The sequence below is a fragment of the Escherichia sp. WS1451 genome (assembly GCF_046487365.1).
GTDB classification, from domain to species: domain Bacteria; phylum Pseudomonadota; class Gammaproteobacteria; order Enterobacterales; family Enterobacteriaceae; genus Escherichia; species Escherichia coli.
Window position 1 is genome coordinate 180,324 of the sequence record NZ_JBJQJP010000002.1, and the last position, 18,120, is coordinate 198,443.

The 18,120-nt window shown below is 48.1% G+C and carries 21 protein-coding genes; 8 read left to right on the plus strand and 13 right to left on the minus strand.

Annotation, left to right across the window (positions count from 1 at the left end):
* Nucleotides 1–11 precede the first annotated feature (11 nt).
* Both yeaV and dmlA read right to left on the minus strand, forming a co-directional pair.
* The gene (gene yeaV, locus ACJHX7_RS03720) at nucleotides 12–1,622 is read right to left on the minus strand and encodes a BCCT family transporter YeaV (protein WP_032171397.1); all 1,611 of its coding nucleotides are present in this window, start codon (nucleotides 1,620–1,622) and stop codon (nucleotides 12–14) included.
* A 249-nt stretch (nucleotides 1,623–1,871) separates the two neighbouring features.
* A complete protein-coding gene (dmlA, locus tag ACJHX7_RS03725) occupies nucleotides 1,872–2,957 on the minus strand; it encodes a multifunctional D-malate/3-isopropylmalate/tartarate dehydrogenase (RefSeq protein WP_032171396.1) in 1,086 nt (361 codons plus the stop codon).
* Between the two features lie 102 nt (nucleotides 2,958–3,059).
* Here dmlA and dmlR point away from each other — a divergent pair, with 102 nt between their 5' ends.
* The 5 genes from dmlR (at nucleotide 3,060) to ACJHX7_RS03750 (ending at nucleotide 5,862) form a co-directional block, all read left to right on the plus strand.
* Complete coding sequence (gene dmlR, locus ACJHX7_RS03730) at nucleotides 3,060–3,983, plus strand: DNA-binding transcriptional regulator DmlR (protein ID WP_001061578.1); 924 nt, start codon at nucleotides 3,060–3,062, stop codon at nucleotides 3,981–3,983.
* Nucleotides 3,984–4,109: 126 nt separating this feature from the next.
* A complete protein-coding gene (gene leuE, locus ACJHX7_RS03735) occupies nucleotides 4,110–4,748 on the plus strand; it encodes a leucine efflux protein LeuE (RefSeq protein ID WP_032171394.1) in 639 nt (212 codons plus the stop codon).
* A gap of 172 nt (nucleotides 4,749–4,920) precedes the next feature.
* Entirely contained in the window at nucleotides 4,921–5,280 is a 360-nt protein-coding gene (gene yeaR / locus ACJHX7_RS03740; protein ID WP_000939317.1) for a DUF1971 domain-containing protein YeaR, read from the plus strand.
* Between the two features lie 3 nt (nucleotides 5,281–5,283).
* Nucleotides 5,284–5,466: a DUF1869 domain-containing protein gene (locus ACJHX7_RS03745; RefSeq protein ID WP_000513737.1), complete on the plus strand. Its 183-nt coding sequence runs from the start codon at nucleotides 5,284–5,286 to the stop codon at nucleotides 5,464–5,466.
* Nucleotides 5,467–5,613: 147 nt separating this feature from the next.
* Entirely contained in the window at nucleotides 5,614–5,862 is a 249-nt protein-coding gene (locus ACJHX7_RS03750) for a GlsB/YeaQ/YmgE family stress response membrane protein (protein WP_000512153.1), read from the plus strand.
* Between the two features lie 58 nt (nucleotides 5,863–5,920).
* Here ACJHX7_RS03750 and yoaJ read toward each other — a convergent pair whose 3' ends face one another.
* Genes yoaJ through dgcP form a run of 3 tightly spaced genes read right to left on the minus strand, consistent with a single transcriptional unit; the run spans nucleotide 5,921 to nucleotide 7,154 of the window.
* Nucleotides 5,921–5,995, minus strand: coding sequence for a protein YoaJ (yoaJ, locus tag ACJHX7_RS03755; RefSeq protein ID WP_001386836.1), 75 nt, complete (start codon nucleotides 5,993–5,995; stop codon nucleotides 5,921–5,923).
* A gap of 2 nt (nucleotides 5,996–5,997) precedes the next feature.
* Entirely contained in the window at nucleotides 5,998–6,096 is a 99-nt protein-coding gene (locus ACJHX7_RS03760; protein WP_001219350.1) for a YoaK family small membrane protein, read from the minus strand.
* A gap of 32 nt (nucleotides 6,097–6,128) precedes the next feature.
* A complete protein-coding gene (gene dgcP / locus ACJHX7_RS03765; protein WP_001361425.1) occupies nucleotides 6,129–7,154 on the minus strand; it encodes a diguanylate cyclase DgcP in 1,026 nt (341 codons plus the stop codon).
* A gap of 182 nt (nucleotides 7,155–7,336) precedes the next feature.
* Between dgcP and yoaF the strand changes: the two genes are divergently transcribed.
* Complete coding sequence (gene yoaF, locus ACJHX7_RS03770; protein WP_000691930.1) at nucleotides 7,337–7,591, plus strand: DUF333 domain-containing lipoprotein YoaF; 255 nt, start codon at nucleotides 7,337–7,339, stop codon at nucleotides 7,589–7,591.
* A gap of 21 nt (nucleotides 7,592–7,612) precedes the next feature.
* Here the strand turns inward: yoaF and ACJHX7_RS03775 are convergent, their stop codons facing one another.
* Together ACJHX7_RS03775 and nimT are read right to left on the minus strand one after the other, a co-directional pair.
* A complete protein-coding gene (locus ACJHX7_RS03775; RefSeq protein WP_001317878.1) occupies nucleotides 7,613–7,960 on the minus strand; it encodes a DUF488 domain-containing protein in 348 nt (115 codons plus the stop codon).
* 54 nt (nucleotides 7,961–8,014) lie between these two features.
* Nucleotides 8,015–9,196, minus strand: coding sequence for a 2-nitroimidazole transporter (gene nimT / locus ACJHX7_RS03780; RefSeq protein WP_094029628.1), 1,182 nt, complete (start codon nucleotides 9,194–9,196; stop codon nucleotides 8,015–8,017).
* A gap of 96 nt (nucleotides 9,197–9,292) precedes the next feature.
* Between nimT and nimR the strand changes: the two genes are divergently transcribed.
* Nucleotides 9,293–10,114: a DNA-binding transcriptional regulator NimR gene (nimR, locus tag ACJHX7_RS03785; protein WP_000972241.1), complete on the plus strand. Its 822-nt coding sequence runs from the start codon at nucleotides 9,293–9,295 to the stop codon at nucleotides 10,112–10,114.
* On the opposite strand, the gene ACJHX7_RS03790 is transcribed toward nimR, so the two are convergent.
* Nucleotides 10,071–10,517 (minus strand): DUF441 domain-containing protein, encoded by a 447-nt coding sequence (locus ACJHX7_RS03790; protein WP_000460707.1) that lies wholly within the window; start codon nucleotides 10,515–10,517, stop codon nucleotides 10,071–10,073. The two genes, nimR and ACJHX7_RS03790, sit on opposite strands and share 44 nt — an antisense overlap.
* A gap of 169 nt (nucleotides 10,518–10,686) precedes the next feature.
* Between ACJHX7_RS03790 and yoaI the strand changes: the two genes are divergently transcribed.
* Nucleotides 10,687–10,791 carry a small membrane protein YoaI gene (gene yoaI / locus ACJHX7_RS03795; RefSeq protein WP_000999630.1) on the plus strand — a complete coding sequence of 35 codons (105 nt, stop codon included), beginning with the start codon at nucleotides 10,687–10,689 and terminating at the stop codon, nucleotides 10,789–10,791.
* Here the strand turns inward: yoaI and yeaK are convergent, their stop codons facing one another.
* From yeaK to yeaG, 5 genes are all read right to left on the minus strand, one after another.
* The gene (yeaK, locus tag ACJHX7_RS03800; protein WP_000138051.1) at nucleotides 10,792–11,295 is read right to left on the minus strand and encodes a mischarged aminoacyl-tRNA deacylase; all 504 of its coding nucleotides are present in this window, start codon (nucleotides 11,293–11,295) and stop codon (nucleotides 10,792–10,794) included.
* 42 nt (nucleotides 11,296–11,337) lie between these two features.
* A complete protein-coding gene (gene dgcJ / locus ACJHX7_RS03805) occupies nucleotides 11,338–12,828 on the minus strand; it encodes a diguanylate cyclase DgcJ (protein WP_000766137.1) in 1,491 nt (496 codons plus the stop codon).
* Between the two features lie 180 nt (nucleotides 12,829–13,008).
* Nucleotides 13,009–14,484 carry a GGDEF domain-containing protein gene (locus ACJHX7_RS03810; protein ID WP_000621393.1) on the minus strand — a complete coding sequence of 492 codons (1,476 nt, stop codon included), beginning with the start codon at nucleotides 14,482–14,484 and terminating at the stop codon, nucleotides 13,009–13,011.
* A 146-nt stretch (nucleotides 14,485–14,630) separates the two neighbouring features.
* On the minus strand, nucleotides 14,631–15,914 hold the full coding sequence (locus tag ACJHX7_RS03815) for a YeaH/YhbH family protein (RefSeq protein WP_000219675.1): 1,284 nt from the start codon (nucleotides 15,912–15,914) through the stop codon (nucleotides 14,631–14,633).
* A 112-nt stretch (nucleotides 15,915–16,026) separates the two neighbouring features.
* Nucleotides 16,027–17,961 (minus strand): protein kinase YeaG, encoded by a 1,935-nt coding sequence (gene yeaG / locus ACJHX7_RS03820; protein ID WP_001019882.1) that lies wholly within the window; start codon nucleotides 17,959–17,961, stop codon nucleotides 16,027–16,029.
* Nucleotides 17,962–18,120: the final 159 nt, after the last annotated feature.

Here is an 18,120-nt window from a genome sequence, read left to right on the forward strand (position 1 = left end):
GATGACGGCGCTCAGTTGTCGCCTTTGAATACGGTTCCCGCAGGGAGCACTGGTGTTTTTTCCAGGGCTTCAACCGGTGTCTGCGGGAGGTAATGTTCAACTTGATGAGCCGGAATGTCGGCGTAATCCTGTTTCAGCCAGCGAATAAATCCGCCGACTTTTACCAGTAAAATGACGAGGAAGGGAAGGGCTGTGAGCACGACGGTGGTTTTCATCGTTTCCAGCGACGCGCCAGTGAAAAGAATTGAAAGCGGGATCAGGGTAATTACCACGCACCAGAAAAGACGCAGCCCACGGTCAGGATCGTCACCTTCCTGGAGATTACGCGTACTGGTTGCCGCCATGGTGTAGGCCACTGCATCCATATGCGAGGCAAGGAAAATAATCATCACGCCCAGGTATGCGGCGAGGAACAATTTACCGGCTGGCAACGACATCAGAACTTGCTGCACAGCTGTCTCGCCGCCCAGTGTTTCCAGCACCTGTGGGACGTTGATTACGCCATTGATAAACTGGTGAATGGCATAGCTTTCCATTACGCCGAAGAAGAACCAGCAACCGACGGTGCTGCCGAGGATCAGTCCCCAGATAACTTCTTTAATCTTACGACCGCGGGAAACGCGGGTGACAAACATTGCTACGCCAGGGGTGTATGAGATCCACCACAGCCAGTAGAAAACGGTCCAGTTGCGGGTAAATGAACCATCGCCAAGCGGATCGGTGAATAAGCTCATTTGCAGGAAGTTTTGCGTGGTCAGGCCGATGGCATTGATGATGCTGTTGGTAATAAATTCGGTTGGGCCGACAATCAGCACCAGTAATGGCAGCAGGAACGCGCCCCAGCCAACCATTTTGCTCAGACGTTGCAAACCGTTGTTGATACCAATCCACGAGCTTAGGCAAAAAATGCCGCCGGAAAGCAGGATCACAAATGCCTGCACGGTGAAATTATCGGGTAAACCGGTCAGCGCGGAAAGCCCACGGGTAAAGGTTGCTGCGGTGACAACAAGGGAAATGGTCAGTGCGCCGACAGTGGCGATCAGGAACATCAAATCGACCAGTTTTCCCCACGGGCCTTGCGGGCGAACGCCGGTAATCGCGGCAATAATGCCGGAAAGACTCAGACCTTTGTTTTTCCGCACATGAAAGTGATAAGCCATGATTAATGAGGCCAGCGTATAAGTTGCCCAGGCGCTGATGCCCCAGTGGAAGAAGGAGTAAGGGACGCTAAATTCGAGTGCCTGTTGTGAACGCGGTGCGATATTTAATCCAGGTGTTTGATAATAATAGGCCCATTCAGCAACCCCCCAATAAAGCGTAGAAGAACCTAAACCGGCACAAATAAACATAAACAGCCAGGAGAGCGTGCTGTATTCCGGTTTTCCTTCGCCAAGACGAATATTGCCGTATTTACTGGTGGCTAAATAAATCACCAGTCCCATTGCCATCAAAACCAATACCTGTACGGCGGAACCTAACGTACGCGTAACAAAAGTGTATATAGCGTTGGCCGCGTCGGCCGATTGTTGTGGGAAAAGGCTTAATGCAGCTGCGATGAAAAGAATGGCCACCAGACTGATGCTTATCAGCGGCACATCTTTTTTCTTAACATTGCTCATCATGAGTCATCTCCTGGGCATAAAAGCCCGTCTCTGGCTTTTGCCAGTTGTAATTATTTGCAGGGTAATGAGTTGTATGTCGTGATTAACAAATTGATTATTTGCATGTTACATAAATTAAACAATTAAGAATACGGAAAGCCATAAAACACGAAACGGAAACAATAAAAGGTGAAATGACGCAGGTTATTTACTGCAAAGAACGAATAAAAAAACCGCGTCAGTGACGCGGTTCAAATAAACTGGTTTGACCTAACGCAAAATAATTTTGCAAATCGCGTCGGCAACCTGTGGCGTGGTGGCACTGCCTTTCATATCAGGTGTTTTCGGCCCGTGAGCAATCACTTCTTCAATCGCGGCCAGAATACCGTTATGCGCTTGCTGGAAACGCTCATCGCCATTGCCGAGAAAATCGAGCATCATTGCACCGGCCCAAATTGTGGCGATAGGGTTAGCAATATTTTTCCCGTAGATATCCGGCGCGGAACCGTGGACAGGCTCGAAGAGCGACGGGAAAGTGCGTTCCGGATTCAGGTTGGCGGATGGGGCAATGCCAATGGTACCGGTGCAGGCCGGGCCAAGATCGGAAAGGATATCGCCAAACAAATTGGACGCCACCACCACATCGAAGCGTTCCGGCTGCATCACAAAACGCGCGCAGAGAATATCAATATGCTGCTTGTCCCAGCAGATCTCCGGGTAATTCTCGGCCATTGCTTCCACTCGCTCATCCCAGTACGGCATGCTGATGGCTAAACCGTTCGATTTAGTGGCAGAAGTTAGCGTCTTACGTGGGCGGCTTTGTGCAAGTTCAAAGGCATAACGCAAAATGCGATCGACACCACGACGCGTAAATACCGATTCCTGAATGACGACTTCATGCTCTGTACCTTCATTCACTCTACCGCCGAGCGAGGAATATTCGCCTTCGGTGTTTTCCCTGACCACGTAAAAATCGATGTCGCCAGGCTGTTTTCCCGCCAGCGGGCAGGGAACGCCAGGAAAGAGACGAACCGGGCGCAGGTTGACGTACTGGTCGAACTCACGACGAAATTTCAGCAGCGAACCCCACAACGAAATATGGTCCGGAACGGTATCCGGCCAGCCGACGGCACCAAAATAGATGGCGTCGAAACGGCTAAGTTGCTCATGCCAGTCGTCCGGCATCATTTTACCGTGATGGCTGTAATACTCGCAGCTCGCCCACTCCATTTGCTCAAAACTCAAGGCGAAGCCCCAGCGCTCAGCGGCAGCCTGTAACACGCGAATCCCTTCAGGAAGGACTTCTTTGCCAATCCCGTCTCCCGGGATCGCAGCAATACACATCGTTTTCATCATTGGGTTCTCACTTCCTGACCATCAAAATTGACAATACCCTCATCCTATAATTGACTGAAAAGGAATTAATCCCCGTAACTGGTGAAACATAAAACACGAATCATGAACAATTTACCGCTGCTGAACGATTTGCGCGTCTTTATGCTGGTGGCTCGCCGGGCTGGTTTTGCCGCCGTGGCAGAAGAATTGGGCGTTTCACCGGCGTTCGTCAGCAAGCGCATCGCCTTGCTGGAGCAAACGCTAAACGTGGTGTTGTTACACCGCACCACCCGCCGCGTCACCATTACCGAAGAAGGAGAGCGGATTTATGAATGGGCGCAGCGGATTTTGCAGGATGTCGGTCAGATGATGGACGAACTTTCTGACGTGCGTCAGGTGCCACAGGGGATGCTGCGTATTATCAGCAGCTTTGGTTTTGGACGACAGGTGGTGGCCCCGGCGTTATCAGCGCTGGCGAAGGCGTATCCGCAACTGGAATTACGTTTTGATGTGGAAGACCGGTTGGTCGATTTGGTCAATGAAGGTGTCGATCTCGATATTCGCATTGGCGATGATATCGCCCCTAATTTAATCGCCCGCAAACTGGCGACCAATTATCGCATTCTCTGCGCGTCGCCGGAATTTATTGCGCAACATGGCGCGCCGAAACATTTAACCGATCTTTCTGCATTGCCGTGCCTGGTCATTAAAGAGCGCGATCATCCTTTTGGTGTCTGGCAATTACGCAATAAAGAAGGCCACCATGCGATTAAAGTCACCGGCCCACTGTCGTCTAATCATGGAGAAATTGTCCATCAGTGGTGTCTCGATGGGCAGGGGATTGCTCTGCGCTCCTGGTGGGATGTTAGCGAAAACATTGCCAGTGGTCATTTAGTACAAGTGCTACCGGAATATTACCAGCCAGCGAACGTCTGGGCCGTTTATGTTTCAAGGCTGGCGACGTCAGCGAAAGTGCGGATAACGGTAGAATTTTTACGCCAGTATTTTGCCGAGCACTACCCGAATTTTTCACTGGAGCATGCCTGATTAATGATTCAATTATCGGGTTGATATCAGGTTAAAACCTGATTTTCTCCTTTCTAAGCCGCTACAGATTGGTTAGCATATTCACCTTTAATCGCGCATGATCGAAAGATAATTAAAGAGGTTAATGTGTTCGCTGAATACGGGGTTCTGAATTACTGGACCTATCTGGTTGGGGCCATTTTTATTGTGTTGGTGCCAGGGCCAAATACCCTGTTTGTACTCAAAAATAGCGTCAGTAGCGGTATGAAAGGCGGTTATCTTGCGGCCTGCGGTGTATTTATTGGCGATGCGGTATTGATGTTTCTGGCATGGGCTGGAGTGGCGACATTAATTAAGACCACCCCGATATTATTCAACATTGTACGTTATCTTGGTGCGTTTTATTTGCTCTATCTGGGGAGTAAAATTCTCTACGCGACCCTGAAGGGTAAAAATAGCGAGGTCAAATCCGATGAGCCTCAATACGGTGCCATTTTTAAACGCGCGTTAATTTTGAGCCTGACTAATCCGAAAGCCATTTTGTTCTATGTGTCGTTTTTCGTACAGTTTATCGATGTTAATGCCCCACATACGGGAATTTCATTCTTTATTCTGGCGACGACGCTGGAACTGGTGAGTTTCTGCTATTTGAGCTTCCTGATTATTTCTGGTGCTTTTGTCACACAGTACATACGTACCAAAAAGAAACTGGCTAAAGTGGGCAACTCACTGATTGGTTTGATGTTCGTGGGTTTCGCCGCCCGACTGGCGACGCTGCAATCCTGATGCTTTCAGCCCGCGTTGTCGCGGGCTTCCCATCTGTAATCCTCCCTGATTCTTCTCTGATACGGTGCTAAAAAGTAACCAATAAATGGTATTTAAAATGCAAATTATCAGGCGTACCCTGAAACGGCTGGAATAAACCGTTTTCAGCGCATTCACCGAAGGAGGGAAAAGGATGCTGCAAATCCCACAGAATTATATTCATACGCGCTCAACGCCTTTCTGGAATAAACAAACTGCGCCTGCCGGAATATTCGAACGTCATCTTGATAAAGGAACGCGCCCGGGGGTTTACCCACGCCTTTCCGTTATGCATGGGGCGGTCAAATATCTCGGCTACGCTGATGAACACAGTGCAGAGCCTGATCAAGTGATCCTTATCGAAGCGGGGCAGTTTGCGGTGTTCCCTCCAGAAAAGTGGCACAACATTGAAGCCATGACTGACGATACTTATTTCAACATTGACTTCTTCGTTGCTCCTGAAGTCCTGATGGAAGGCGCGCAACAACGGAAAGTCATTCATAACGGGAAATGAATCATGGGCAAAGCAACGTATACCGTGACCGTCACCAATAACAGCAATGGCGTTTCTGTCGATTATGAAACAGAGACGCCGATGACTTTGCTGGTACCAGAAGTGGCGGCTGAAGTGATAAAAGATCTGGTGAATACCGTGCGTTCTTATGACACGGAAAACGAACATGATGTTTGTGGTTGGTAATTATCACTGATCGTTGATGGCGCAATTTCTGCGCCATCGCAAAAAATTCCTCCGTGATGCTCGTCACAAATCTTGCCCTCCCGATGTTGTGCTATGCTTTTTATCAGCGACTAACCCGCTAATGCAAAACAGATAAGTGAGGAAACAATGGGCATTCTGTCATGGATTATTTTTGGGCTTATTGCCGGTATTCTGGCGAAGTGGATCATGCCAGGTAAAGATGGTGGCGGATTCTTTATGACTATCCTGCTGGGGATAGTCGGTGCCGTAGTCGGCGGATGGATCAGCACGCTGTTTGGCTTTGGTAAAGTCGATGGCTTCAATTTTGGCAGCTTCGTGGTTGCCGTTATTGGCGCGATTGTCGTGCTGTTTATCTACAGAAAGATTAAAAGTTAACGCGTAAATTGCACAAAGGCTGCACACAGGCAGCCTTTGCTATTTTCTAGATGTGACGTTACCACCATCCCAGCTCAGTGCCGAGTACGACAATAATCGCCACACCCATCATAATAATCGTTGTTTTTTTCATCTTTATGCTCCCGGGGCAGCATAGCCGCCAATAAAAAACCATGCTAAAAATACGACCGCTGTAATAAAGATTACAACCGGAAAAATAATACCGATTCGCATGTTATCACCAATCAAAAGGATGTGAATACGCCTCAGGAATGTAGCGCTGGATGCGCGACAAAAGGTGTTTTCTGTTTGTGTTTTTTCTCCTGATACATCGCGATATCGGCAGCATGCAGGGCACTGTCTGCATCGGTCGTTTCAGGATCGACTTCTACTATGCCAAGACTGGCACCGGGATAATACAAATCAACATCAGCTAAGTGATATTCTCCACGTATTTGCTGTTGAATACGTTCTCGCAGCGACGAAATATCCGCATTCTCGTTGTTCAGTGAAACAACCAAAAACTCATCACCGCCGAGACGACCAATAACTTCGCCATTTTGCTGGAGCGTATTAAGGCGCTCGCCAACCTGAATGAGAAACAGATCGCCACTATTATGACCAAAACGATCATTGATTAATTTGAAGTTATCCAGATCGATAAACGCGATCATTATCTTATGGTTAAGATGCCGGGCGAGAGAAAACAGCGTCGTCAGATTTTCAAAAATCGCCCGCCGATTCGGTAGCCCGGTTAACGAGTCGGTATACGATTGCGCAATCAGCGCAGCATTAGCTTCGCGCAGCTGTTCAACCAGTGCCTCTTTTTGAATATATTGTGCAATCAGTCCGGCGAATAACTGCAAAACCTGTTCCGCGCGTTCACTCCACTGGCGCTTCTCACTGCTGGCGGCGCAAAGCGTGCCATAGAATGATCCATCCGGTAAGTGAATTGGCGTGCTCAGAAATGTGGTGATGCCAAGATTGCGTGCCGCAATACAGTCGCCCCAACGGTCGGGGACTTCATCGCTGAAAAAGCAGTTTTCATCAATGGCGCGTTTGCATAACGAGTAATCCCACGAGACGGTAAAATTCTCCGGGATGTGCATTTTCTGGCTATTACGGGCAAACATTATATGCTGCAGGCGCGCTTCGACATCCACTTTGGTCAGGTAGGTTGACTCCATATCAGTGACCATTTCCAGCATCTCCAGAAGCTGTCGAACCAGACTTTCCAGTGACTGTTCTTTGGCAAGGGATTGCGAGACGCGGGCGATAATCTGATCTGACACGAAACAACTCCAGGATACGGCGGGTAAATGCTGATTATTTAATCTTTGCAGGCATGATAAAACATCATCAACAAAGATGAAACAAGGCGTAATATGTTTTGAGTGAATGTAATAAAAATAGTGCTGCAAAACAAAACGATACCGCGATACTCTAAGTCTGGATAAATATGTGAGATCAATAAATGAAAATTATCAGTTTTGTTCTGCCTTGCTTGCTGGTCCTGGCTGGTTGTTCAACCCCTTCTCAACCAGAAGCACCTAAACCGCCGCAGATTGGTATGGCAAATCCGGCGTCGGTCTATTGCCAGCAGAAGGGCGGGACGCTCATTCCAGTGCAGACAGCGCAAGGGGTCAGCAACAATTGCAAATTACCGGGCGGTGAAACGATTGATGAATGGGCATTGTGGCGACGGGACCATCCGGCTGGTGAAAAATAACCGCCGGATGCTGTACTAAAATCACAAGCTACGTAGCCAGTCGGCCAGCACCAGCGCATGGTTCTGCGTGGTGTTTTTTGCTGAGTAGAGCAGGGTCAGCGGCTGTTTTTTGGCGATGTTCGCCAGCCGCTTTCCTTCTTGCTCGTGTTGCGCCAGTTCTGCAAGATATTGCTCGCGAAAGGTTGCAAAATCGACGACTTCGCCGTGAAAGGCTTTGCGCAGTTCCGTTGACGGCGTGATTTCTTTATCCCACTCATCAAGGGCTAAATCGGTTTTTTTGATACCGCGCGGCCAGAGGCGGTCGACCAGTACGCGATAACCATCGCTCTGTTCAGCCGGATCATAAACGCGTTTGCACTGAATATTCATCGTGTTTGTTCTCCCTTTCACGCATGATTTGTCACGTCACTATAGCACCGGATATTAGCGAATTTCTTTGTCTCTCCCGGCGCAAAGTCCGAAAATCGCCATCAGTAGTGAAAGTATTGCAACACCCATCAGTGGTACGGACCAGTCACCGTTAGCATCGTGTATTTTACCCATCAGCGGCGGCCCACAGGCTGCCAGCAAATACCCGACGGATTGTGCCATCCCCGAGAGTGCCGCCGCCTGATGCGCAGAACTTGCCCGCAGACCAATGAACGTCAACCCCAGTATCATTGTTGCGCCGGAACCAAAACCGAAAAGCAGAGTCCAGGTGATCGCGTGTGCTGGCATAAAGTAGAGCCCAACCGCACCCACTGCGCACATCAAGGCAACGAACGCTGCAATACCACGCTGATCTTTCACATGATGTAAGAAAAGTGGGATCAGCAAACCGGGAGCTGCTGTGGCTAGTTGCAGCAAACCATGCAGTGAACCCGCCTGTGCTTCGCTATAGCCGTGACTGATGAGGATCGCCGGAAGCCAGCCAATAATCACGTAATAGACGAGTGAGTTGATCCCAAGAAACAATGTTACCTGCCAGGCAAGCGGCGAACGCCAGATACCCCGAGTATGTAAGGCGCGTGAGGTACTCAAATTTGCATGTTGTTGACTTCGCCACTGTGGCAGCCATAAAAAAAGAGCCAGCAGAGGAAAACACATCAGCATGAGCAACGCGCCTTGCCAGCCAAAACCGTTCAAAGCCAGCGGCACTACCATCGCCGATCCCAGTGCCGCTGCAGCTCCCATTGTCAGGGAATATGCGCCGGTAAGTCTGGCGACGGAATGAGGGAAATCGCGTTTAATTAATCCTGGCAGTAAGACATTACCTAATGCAATCCCACCGCCAATGACCGCTGTACCGCCAAATAATAAGTAAGGCGAAGGGAGAGAGCGAATTGCGATACCTGCACAGATCAAAAGTAACGCGGCAAACAGGCTACGTTCCATACCAAAACGTCGCGCCACCGGGGCGGCCAAAGGTGAGATTAGCGCAAAGGCCAATAATGGCAGGGTGGTCAATAAGCCGGTTTGCGCTGTCGTCAGCGAGTAAGCGGAACGAATCGTATCCAGTAACGGTGCTGCGCCGGTAAAGGTGACGCGTAATGTGGTGGCAATCATCAGAATGCCAGCGATAAGGACAATCCTGTTTTTGCTGCTTAATGAAGTTGAACAGGTCATATGCTTCTCATTGTTACAAACGAGGCTGTACCTTACCGTTTTTATTGTTATGTTGAATCAAGCTAAAATGACAAAATATCGCTAAATTCGGACAAAATGATGCACAGGTTGAATCTCAATGGCTATGAACCCGACCGACACCATGAGGCCGCGGTCGCATTTTGTATTCACGCCGGAACGGATGAGTTAACCAGTCCTGTACATCAGCACCGCAAAGGACAGTTGATACTGGCGCTACATGGTGCAATTACCTGTACGGTGGAAAATGCTTTGTGGATGGTGCCGCCACAATATGCGGTTTGGATACCGGGAGGGGTGGAACATAGCAATCAAGTGACAGCTAACGCTGAACTCTGTTTTCTGTTTATCGAACCCAGCGCAGTGACAATGCCGACAACCTGTTGCACATTGAAAATATCGCCCTTATGCCGGGAATTAATTTTAACCCTGGCAAACAGGACGACGACTCAGCGTGCTGAGCCGATGACCCGCAGATTAATTCAGGTCCTGTTTGATGAACTCCCTCAGCAGCCACAACAACAGCTGCACCTACCCGTTTCTTCTCATCCCAAAATCCGCGCGATGGTGGAGATGATGGCGAAAGAGCCCGTCGAGTGGGGGTCATTGGGGCAATGGGCTGGCTTTTTTGCGATGAGTGAACGCAATCTTGCCCGGCTGATAGTGAAAGAGACGGGGTTGAGTTTTCGCCAGTGGCGTCAGCAGTTACAGCTGATTATGGCGCTTCAGGGATTAGTGAAAGGCGATACTGTACAGAAAGTTGCTCATACGCTGGGGTATGATTCAACAACGGCCTTTATTACTATGTTTAAGAAAGGCCTGGGGCAAACGCCAGGCCGATATATTGCGGGATTAACTACTGTTTCCCCACAATCAGCGAAACCAGACCCGCGGCAATAAGCGGGCCAACCGGTACGCCGCGAAACAGCGCCACGCCTAAAACAGTGCCCACCAGCAACCCGGCGACCAGTTGCGGCTGGCTGCCCATTAACGTCACGCCGCGCCCTCCCAGCCAGGAGACAATAACGCCGACTGCAATTGCCACCAGCGATTTCCAGTTCAGAAACGAGTGAATCAGGGTTGAGGGCGGTAGCGTCCCGCTGGCGATGGGAGCCATAACACCAATCGTCAGAATGATTATCCCGATACTTAGCCCCTGTTTTTCAATCCACGGGAAAAAGGTGCTTAACGGTGTGACGCGGACAATGATTAACACCAGAATTGAAACGGCGACAGTGGTGTTATGACTGATAAAGCCCAGCGCAGCTAACCCGAGCAGGATCAGCAAAGTGACATCAAACATCGTGGTTTCCTTGCCAAAGAATAATAAGCCTGCTTACTTTACGCTTGCTGCAGGAAGGAAGTAGAAAATCTTTACGTTTTTTGCATAAAAAATCAGGCGAACTGTCATCAAACTGCCATTTGTGCACGTTAACAATAACGTGAAAACAGCTATCTCCCGGGGGCATACTATGAACGATCAAATGTTCGTCGAGACACTGATTATCACGTCATCGTTTTTTGCCATTGCTGTTGTGCTGGTTTTGTCCGTTCTGCTTATTGAACGGACAGGCTAGTTACGCAGTGCGGCGGAAATTGACCAGTTCTGGTTGCGCAATACGCAAATAATCCGCAGTTTTCAAAATAACGGATTTATCCAGCATGCCTGCATTGAAGGCGATTTCATCAAATCGTTCGAAGAGTAGGGGGTCGGCAACCAGTTTGAGTTTTGGATGGAAGCTGAAAGGGGGGATCGCGCCGAAGACACAGCCTGTGAGTTCATCGACTTCCGCTGGGCTGGCCAACGAAGCGCGTAATCCGCCTATATGGCTGGCGAGTTGGCTCAGATCGGCCTGTTGATCGGCAGCGAGGATCGCCAGAACATGTTGATTTACGCCATTGCCTTTGACTTTACATACCAGTGCCTTAGCCCCCTGGCCTAAAGCGGTGCCACGAATTTCTGACACCGCTTCACATTTACCTACCGCTTCATGGGTAACGACGCGGAAGTTAGCACCTTCTTGCGATAATAAAGCGATTAACCGCTGATGCGTCACGCTTCCTTTAGCCATTTCAGTCATTTCATGCTCCTGAGATTACAAGCAAACAACTACAGAAGGTTATCATGAACGGCTGTTTTTGTTCTGCTTATTGACATATAAACGCTCATCGGAAGCTTTATACGCATCATGTAACGTATCGTTTTCTTTCATCGCGTAAATACCGGAAGAGAAGCCGATCTCTTTCTGCGGCGCGATATGTTGCAGACGTTTTTCGATACGTTCAGGCAGTTGTGCTGCAATTTGCGGTGTCGAATCGACAAGAATGATGCAGAATTCATCGCCACCGAGTCGGATGGCATAATCACTTTTACGAATCGATTGTTTAATCGCCTGCGCTAATAACGTAATCGCTAAATCCCCCTCCTGATGACCAAGGGTGTCATTTATTTGCTTTAACTTGTCCATGTCAATTGCAATAAACATCACCGAAGAACCGGATTGCACCAGTTTCTGCAACCGCTGCTCCAGTTCAGGGGTTAAAATTTTGCGATTATAGAGTCCAGTCATCGCATCACTAATATTTTCTCGCGACACATTTTGGTATAAACGGAAGTGCATCCGCACCATATTCAGCAAAATTAACGCCGTCAAAATCCAGAACAGAACGCTTTTCCACGAAGACGTGATAAAGTAAAGAATATCAATGGATAACGAGACACGAATGCCGCCCGGTAAGTCATGGACGTAACTGACATACTGGAACAGATTATCTTCGCTCTGGTTGATGATAATGTCGCGCCCCGAATCGGTATCAGTTAGCGTGACATTGAGAAAACGCCAGAGGAGAGGGCGGTCATGAGTGTAAAAGATATTCCGCAGATTGTTTTTGTTAATATCCAGCAGCACAATCCCTTTTAGCTGCCCTGCGACATATACCGGCGTCAGCAAACTCATCACGTTCTGTTTAGTACGCTGATCCTGGTAAATGCTCGATAATACGGTACGCCCGGTAAATACCTTTTCAATATCTTTGCGATCGATGCCAATACTTCCTGACTGCAGGAAGGACCAGTTATTCATCGCAAAGTACTCAACATTAACCGGCTCATAAAAATAGACATAGCGGTCATTGAGATCGAGATAATAGTGAAATTTCTCTTCGGCCATCCCAAGACCTGAACCGTAATCATCCTGGTGGCGGTTGCCTTCCACTGCCTGATCAAAAGCGGGTAATAGTGCAGCAGCTTCCACAATTGTGTCGCAGTCAGTGGATGCGGTTTGTAGTGTGCCGCGTAAGCCAGGGTATTTATGGGCAGTCAGGTTTAAGCCATGGGTATTATTGGCAGACTCAAAAGCCTCGCAGATGGCTCGCCGCTGTTCTGGCGACACTTCCGACTGCTCAGCAGCGAGAGCGCGCATCACATGCGCGGCAATACTCTGATTCTGATACTTATCATAAAGAAAGGAGGAGTCTGCTCTCTGCACGATATAGCGCAGATAGGCACTCATTGCTCTGTCACTGGCGACAAGTTCAAAAATAAGGAAGGAAGATGTCAGCACAATGACACTTGCGGCGATAAAATGCCGGAGCATTCTATGGTGCAATTTCATGATAAATGGCACTCCTTCGGTTAGTGAAACGAGAAAACCAGATAAAGTTCGATTGCGGCCTGGCACAGGGGCGCTAATTATACTCATCTCTGCGCCGCTGGGGAGGGGAAATTTAGGGGTAATAGTAATAAATTGTATGCAAAAGCCACGCAAAAAGCATGGCTCTGAATATTTTTGCACTTAAATATGATGAATAATCACTTTGTTGCCCCCCTCGCTTTTCGCTTCGCGTAAGGCTTTATCTGCTTCCGTCATGACAAGCGAGATATTATGCGTGTCACCCGTTGAAAAAACCGTGCCAATACTGATGGTCATTTGTTCAGGAACATCATATCTGTTACTAAAGCCGGTCAGGAGTTCGACATTTTTACGCATACGTTCCGCAATGATTTTTGCCTGGGCACTATTGAGTTCGGTAAATAGCAAGCCAAACACCTCACCCTCCAGTCGCGCTAAAATATCATCGGGGCGGATGCTTTGCTGGATAATATCGACAATTGATACCAGCACTTTATCACCCACACGATGTCCCCATTGGGCATTGATGCGTTTGAACTGATTAATATCAACCAGCATGACACAAAAGTCCTTAACAACAGGTCGCGACAATAATGACTCTACGCTGTTGAAAAAGTAGCGCCGATTATAAATATTGGTCAGCACATCATGAACTGCCAGTTTGCTGGAGAGTTGCAGTTCCTGAAAAATGTTATAAATCAGAAAAGACACAACAAACAGTTTACTGGAAACTTCAATCCCGCGACTGATATACCAGATGGTGTAATTATACTCATCCAGAGTCAGTAGAAGTAAGTTGCAGCATAGCGATGCCAGACATAATAATGCTATTAACGGCCATAGTTCGCTGGCTAATCGTGTACGCATGATAATAAAGAACAGTAAAAATGCCCACAAACAAACCAATATTTTTGTATAGTTGATTCCCCAGGTCGCAGTATGGTTGTCCGGACAGTAATCGACGACATACAAAGAATAGTCAGCGTTATAACTACTCAGATTGTGTGCCAGAAGGGGAAAAACTAAAAAAGGAATCAGCGCCAGCAACAGAATGCCAGTTTTTTTCTTATTGTTGTCAAGGATGTTGTCTTTCCCATAACAAAAGAGCGCCAGCGAGGTTAAACAAATGAAACTGAGTTGGCGGAAAATATAGAAAATAGAAACATCATTCGACTTTGTCTGGATCAGTGTACTGCCGTTGATTGGTTTATGGATAATTACAATGGTTTCAACTAAATAGATAAGGCCACTTAAAAATGCAAGGCTTAAAATGAGTGTTGGTAAAATTTGTTTGTTAGTGAAATATTTCATTAACATGAAAAGAAAAATGACGGCGTTAAGGAAAAACAAAGCCACAACAACCATCAGGTAATTCATCTGTGGGATGAGTTTTACATTCGTGTTTTCGTTATATAAGGTAGTAATGCAAAATAAAATTAACGTCAGCAATAAGCTGAAAATAAAAAAGCCTTGAGCTTTTAATTTTTGTGTACCCATAGAAACCATAAAAAGGAGAGCAATGTGAGTGCTGGATTTTATTGATGGCAGAGATATATAGTTTTGACCAAGATCAATTTTCGTTGACGATAAAAAATAATTAAAGAATAACCCCAGGGAAATACGTGTTGACCGAATCATTTTTCCGAATGATTGTTTTCTGGAACTAAATTGTGTAAAGGTTATGCTGTCATATTTAAAGCGATTGTAAGCTAATGTATGTAATAAATGAGATAATTTACAGTGAGCTAAAAATCAGCCAGGCGATAATGACCCGGCTGACAGTTTTAGTCTTTAGCTGTTGCATTTTGTTTATGAAACAGTTCACGGAACACCGGATAAATATCATCCTGGTCGCGGATATGCTGCATCGCAAAGTTGTCGAAAGTAGATTGCAGATGCTCATATTCTCGCCACAGTGTCTGATGCGCGCGACGTGTAATTTCGATATAGCTGTAATAACGAACAACGGGTAATATTTTTTTCGCCAGAATTTCATGGCAAAGCGGAGAGTCATCGGCCCAGTTATCGCCGTCCGATGCTTGGGCTGCGTAAATATTCCACTGTGCCGGGTTATAACGCTCTTTCACTACCTCATCCATCAGTTTCAGGGCGCTGGAAACAATGGTGCCGCCAGTTTCCTGCGAGTAGAAAAACTCATGTTCATCGACTTCTTTCGCCTGGGTATGATGGCGGATGTATACGACTTCCACGTTCTTATACGTTCTGCTGAGGAACAGATACAGCAGAATATAAAAACGCTTAGCCATATCTTTAGTGGACTGATCCATTGAACCCGAAACGTCCATCAGGCAAAACATCACTGCCTGGCTGGAGGGATCGGGCCGCTTCTCGTAGTTCTTGTAACGTAAATCGAAGGTGTCAATGAAAGGGACGCGTTCAATTTTGGCACGTAATTCTGCAATTTCTTTGCGCAGACGTTCCTCTTCCAGCAGTTGCGCAGGTTCACTGTTGCTGATGATGGCCAAATGCTCTTCCAGCGCATGAAGTTCCCGCCGCTTGCCCGCCGTCATGGCTGTGCGTCGTGCCAGTGAGTTCTGCAATGAACGCACAACGCTGATATTGGCCGGAACGCCGTTAGCGGTATAACCCGCACGATGCGTTTTATATTCGGTCAGCTGGCGTTGTTGGTTTTGTTTCAGATTCGGTAAGGCCAGATCTTCAAAGAGCAGATCAAGATACTCATCTTTCGAAATCTGAAAGACAAATTCATCCTGACCTTCACCATCCTGGCTGGCCTGGCCCTGACCACTGCCGGAACCTCCGCCGCCACCCTGGGGACGTTCAATTCGGTCGTTCTGGACGAAATGGTCATTGCCCGGATGCACGCGGTGGCGCAGACCGCCACGCCCCTGATGAAACATCGGTTCGCTAATATCTTCCGTGGGAATGGATACGGACTCGCCGCTGTCGACGTCAGTCACCGAACGCTTATTAATGGCCTCGGAGATCGACTGTTTAATTTGCGCTTTATAACGGCGTAAAAAACGCTGGCGATTCACCATGCTTTTGTTTTTGCCGTTCAGACGCCGGTCAATAAACCAGGTCATATGCCCCCCGTACTACATTTGCCAACGGTATGCTACGCCTGTGTTGCCGCTTCTCTGGCCCACGGTTCGCTGTCGTTGTAGGCCCGGTAGCATGTGTACCGGGCCAGGGTTGTTAAGACGATTTACGTACGCGCAAATACCATTCGCACAGTAAACGCACCTGTTTACGGGTGTAGCCTTTTTCCATCATACGGTCGACAAAGTCGTCATGTTTCTTCTGCTCGTCGGTTGACGTTTTGGCGTTAAACGAAATAACCGGCAACAGCTCCTCGGTATTGGAGAACATTTTCTTCTCAATAACCGTGCGCAGTTTTTCATAGCTGGTCCAGTTCGGATTGCGTCCGCTGTTATTCGCTCTGGCGCGCAGTACGAAGTTAACAATCTCGTTGCGGAAATCTTTTGGATTACTGATCCCCGCCGGTTTCTCGATTTTCTCCAGCTCGGCGTTAAGAGACTCGCGGTCAAACAACTGCCCGGTATCCGGATCGCGATACTCCTGATCCTGAATCCAGAAATCCGCGTAGGTAACATAACGGTCGAAAATGTTTTGCCCATATTCGGAATAGGATTCAAGATAGGCCGTCTGGATCTCTTTGCCGATAAACTCGGCATATTTCGGGATCAGATAACCTTTCAGGAACTCCAGATAGCGTTCTGCCTGCTCTTGCGGGAACTGCTCGCGCTCGATCTGCTGTTCCAGGACGTAGAACAGATGGACCGGGTTTGCCGCCACTTCTACATGATCGAAGTTGAACACGCGGGAGAGGATCTTAAACGCAAAACGCGTCGACAGACCGTTCATCCCTTCATCGACACCGGCGTAGTCACGATATTCCTGATACGACTTGGCTTTGGGATCAGTGTCTTTCAAACTTTCACCATCATAAACCCGCATCTTTGAATAAATGCTGGAGTTTTCTGGCTCTTTCAGACGCGAAAGAATAGAAAAACGTGACAGCGTTTCCAGCGTGCCAGGGGCGCAGGGGGCGTGAGTCAATTCACTGTGATTAAGCAATTTCTCGTAGATTTTGATCTCTTCGGAAATGCGCAAGCAATACGGCACCTTCACGATGTAAACACGGTCGAGGAAGGCTTCGTTGTTTTTGTTATTACGGAAAGTGACCCATTCGGATTCGTTCGAGTGGGCGAGAATAATCCCGTTGAACGGCAGGGCGGAGATACCTTCCGTCCCGTTGTAGTTACCTTCCTGAGTGGCGGTTAGCAAGGGATGCAGCACTTTAATCGGTGCTTTAAACATCTCAACGAATTCCATGATCCCCTGGTTGGCGCGGCACAGCGCACCGGAATAGCCGTAGGCGTCCGGGTCATTCTGCGCGTAGTGTTCGAGTTTACGAATATCGACTTTCCCAACCAGCGCGGAGATATCCTGGTTGTTCTCATCACCGGGTTCCGTTTTGGCGATAGCAATTTGTTGCAGAATTGACGGCCAGACCTTCACTACCCGGAACTTAGTGATATCGCCACCAAATTCATGCAGGCGTTTTGCCGCCCACGGCGACATGATGGTGCCGAGATAACGGCGAGGAATGCCATACTCTTTTTCCAGAATCTGAGCATCTTCCTGCGGATTGAAAAGACAGAACGGATGATCGTTGACCGGGCTACGCTCACCGTTGGCGCTCAATACATAAATCGGTACGAGCTGCATTAATGATTTCAGTCGCTCAGCAAGCGATGATTTACCCCCACCCACAGGCCCCAGCAGATACAGGATTTGTTTCTTCTCTTCCAGCCCCTGAGCCGCGTGTTTCAGATAAGAGACAATCTGTTCAATCGCGTCTTCCATGCCGTAAAACTCTTCAAACGCCGGATAACGTGCAATGACCCGGTTAGAAAAGAGTCGAGAAAGTCTGGGTTCCTGGGCTGTATCGACCATGACAGGCTCACCAATAGCCATCAATAGCCGCTCAGCCGCGTTGGCATAAGCACTGCGATCTTGCCGACAAGTGGTAAGAAACTCCTGCAGTGTGAACTCTTCGTCCTTGGCAGCTTCATATCGCTGGCGATAGTGATCGAATATATTCATGGTATGCCGTCCTTTCGTTTTTTAGCACAGGTTAAGAGCCGTTCATATGAATAGTAGAGGCTCCCGGAAGAGGTAAACTGAACGACGTCTCTTGCTAAAACACAGCAACTCTCATGCCATTTTATTGACGATGAGAACAACGTGCCCGGTGATACACCT

What these genes read in the sequence shown, in the direction of transcription:
- dgcJ (WP_000766137.1), bottom strand. Translation starts at nt 12,828, where the DNA reads ATGAAATTGCACCATAGAATGCTCCGGCATTTTATCGCCGCAAGTGTC.
- nimR (WP_000972241.1), top strand. Translation starts at nt 9,293, where the DNA reads ATGATGCACAGGTTGAATCTCAATGGCTATGAACCCGACCGACACCAT.
- nimT (WP_094029628.1), bottom strand. Translation starts at nt 9,196, where the DNA reads ATGACCTGTTCAACTTCATTAAGCAGCAAAAACAGGATTGTCCTTATC.
- yeaR (WP_000939317.1), top strand. Translation starts at nt 4,921, where the DNA reads ATGCTGCAAATCCCACAGAATTATATTCATACGCGCTCAACGCCTTTC.
- yeaK (WP_000138051.1), bottom strand. Translation starts at nt 11,295, where the DNA reads ATGACTGAAATGGCTAAAGGAAGCGTGACGCATCAGCGGTTAATCGCT.
- yoaF (WP_000691930.1), top strand. Translation starts at nt 7,337, where the DNA reads ATGAAAATTATCAGTTTTGTTCTGCCTTGCTTGCTGGTCCTGGCTGGT.
- yoaI (WP_000999630.1), top strand. Translation starts at nt 10,687, where the DNA reads ATGAACGATCAAATGTTCGTCGAGACACTGATTATCACGTCATCGTTT.
- yeaG (WP_001019882.1), bottom strand. Translation starts at nt 17,961, where the DNA reads ATGAATATATTCGATCACTATCGCCAGCGATATGAAGCTGCCAAGGAC.
- ACJHX7_RS03790 (WP_000460707.1), bottom strand. Translation starts at nt 10,517, where the DNA reads ATGTTTGATGTCACTTTGCTGATCCTGCTCGGGTTAGCTGCGCTGGGC.
- yeaV (WP_032171397.1), bottom strand. Translation starts at nt 1,622, where the DNA reads ATGATGAGCAATGTTAAGAAAAAAGATGTGCCGCTGATAAGCATCAGT.
- ACJHX7_RS03745 (WP_000513737.1), top strand. Translation starts at nt 5,284, where the DNA reads ATGGGCAAAGCAACGTATACCGTGACCGTCACCAATAACAGCAATGGC.
- ACJHX7_RS03810 (WP_000621393.1), bottom strand. Translation starts at nt 14,484, where the DNA reads ATGATTCGGTCAACACGTATTTCCCTGGGGTTATTCTTTAATTATTTT.
- dmlR (WP_001061578.1), top strand. Translation starts at nt 3,060, where the DNA reads ATGAACAATTTACCGCTGCTGAACGATTTGCGCGTCTTTATGCTGGTG.
- ACJHX7_RS03750 (WP_000512153.1), top strand. Translation starts at nt 5,614, where the DNA reads ATGGGCATTCTGTCATGGATTATTTTTGGGCTTATTGCCGGTATTCTG.
- ACJHX7_RS03775 (WP_001317878.1), bottom strand. Translation starts at nt 7,960, where the DNA reads ATGAATATTCAGTGCAAACGCGTTTATGATCCGGCTGAACAGAGCGAT.
- dmlA (WP_032171396.1), bottom strand. Translation starts at nt 2,957, where the DNA reads ATGATGAAAACGATGTGTATTGCTGCGATCCCGGGAGACGGGATTGGC.
- ACJHX7_RS03760 (WP_001219350.1), bottom strand. Translation starts at nt 6,096, where the DNA reads ATGCGAATCGGTATTATTTTTCCGGTTGTAATCTTTATTACAGCGGTC.
- ACJHX7_RS03815 (WP_000219675.1), bottom strand. Translation starts at nt 15,914, where the DNA reads ATGACCTGGTTTATTGACCGGCGTCTGAACGGCAAAAACAAAAGCATG.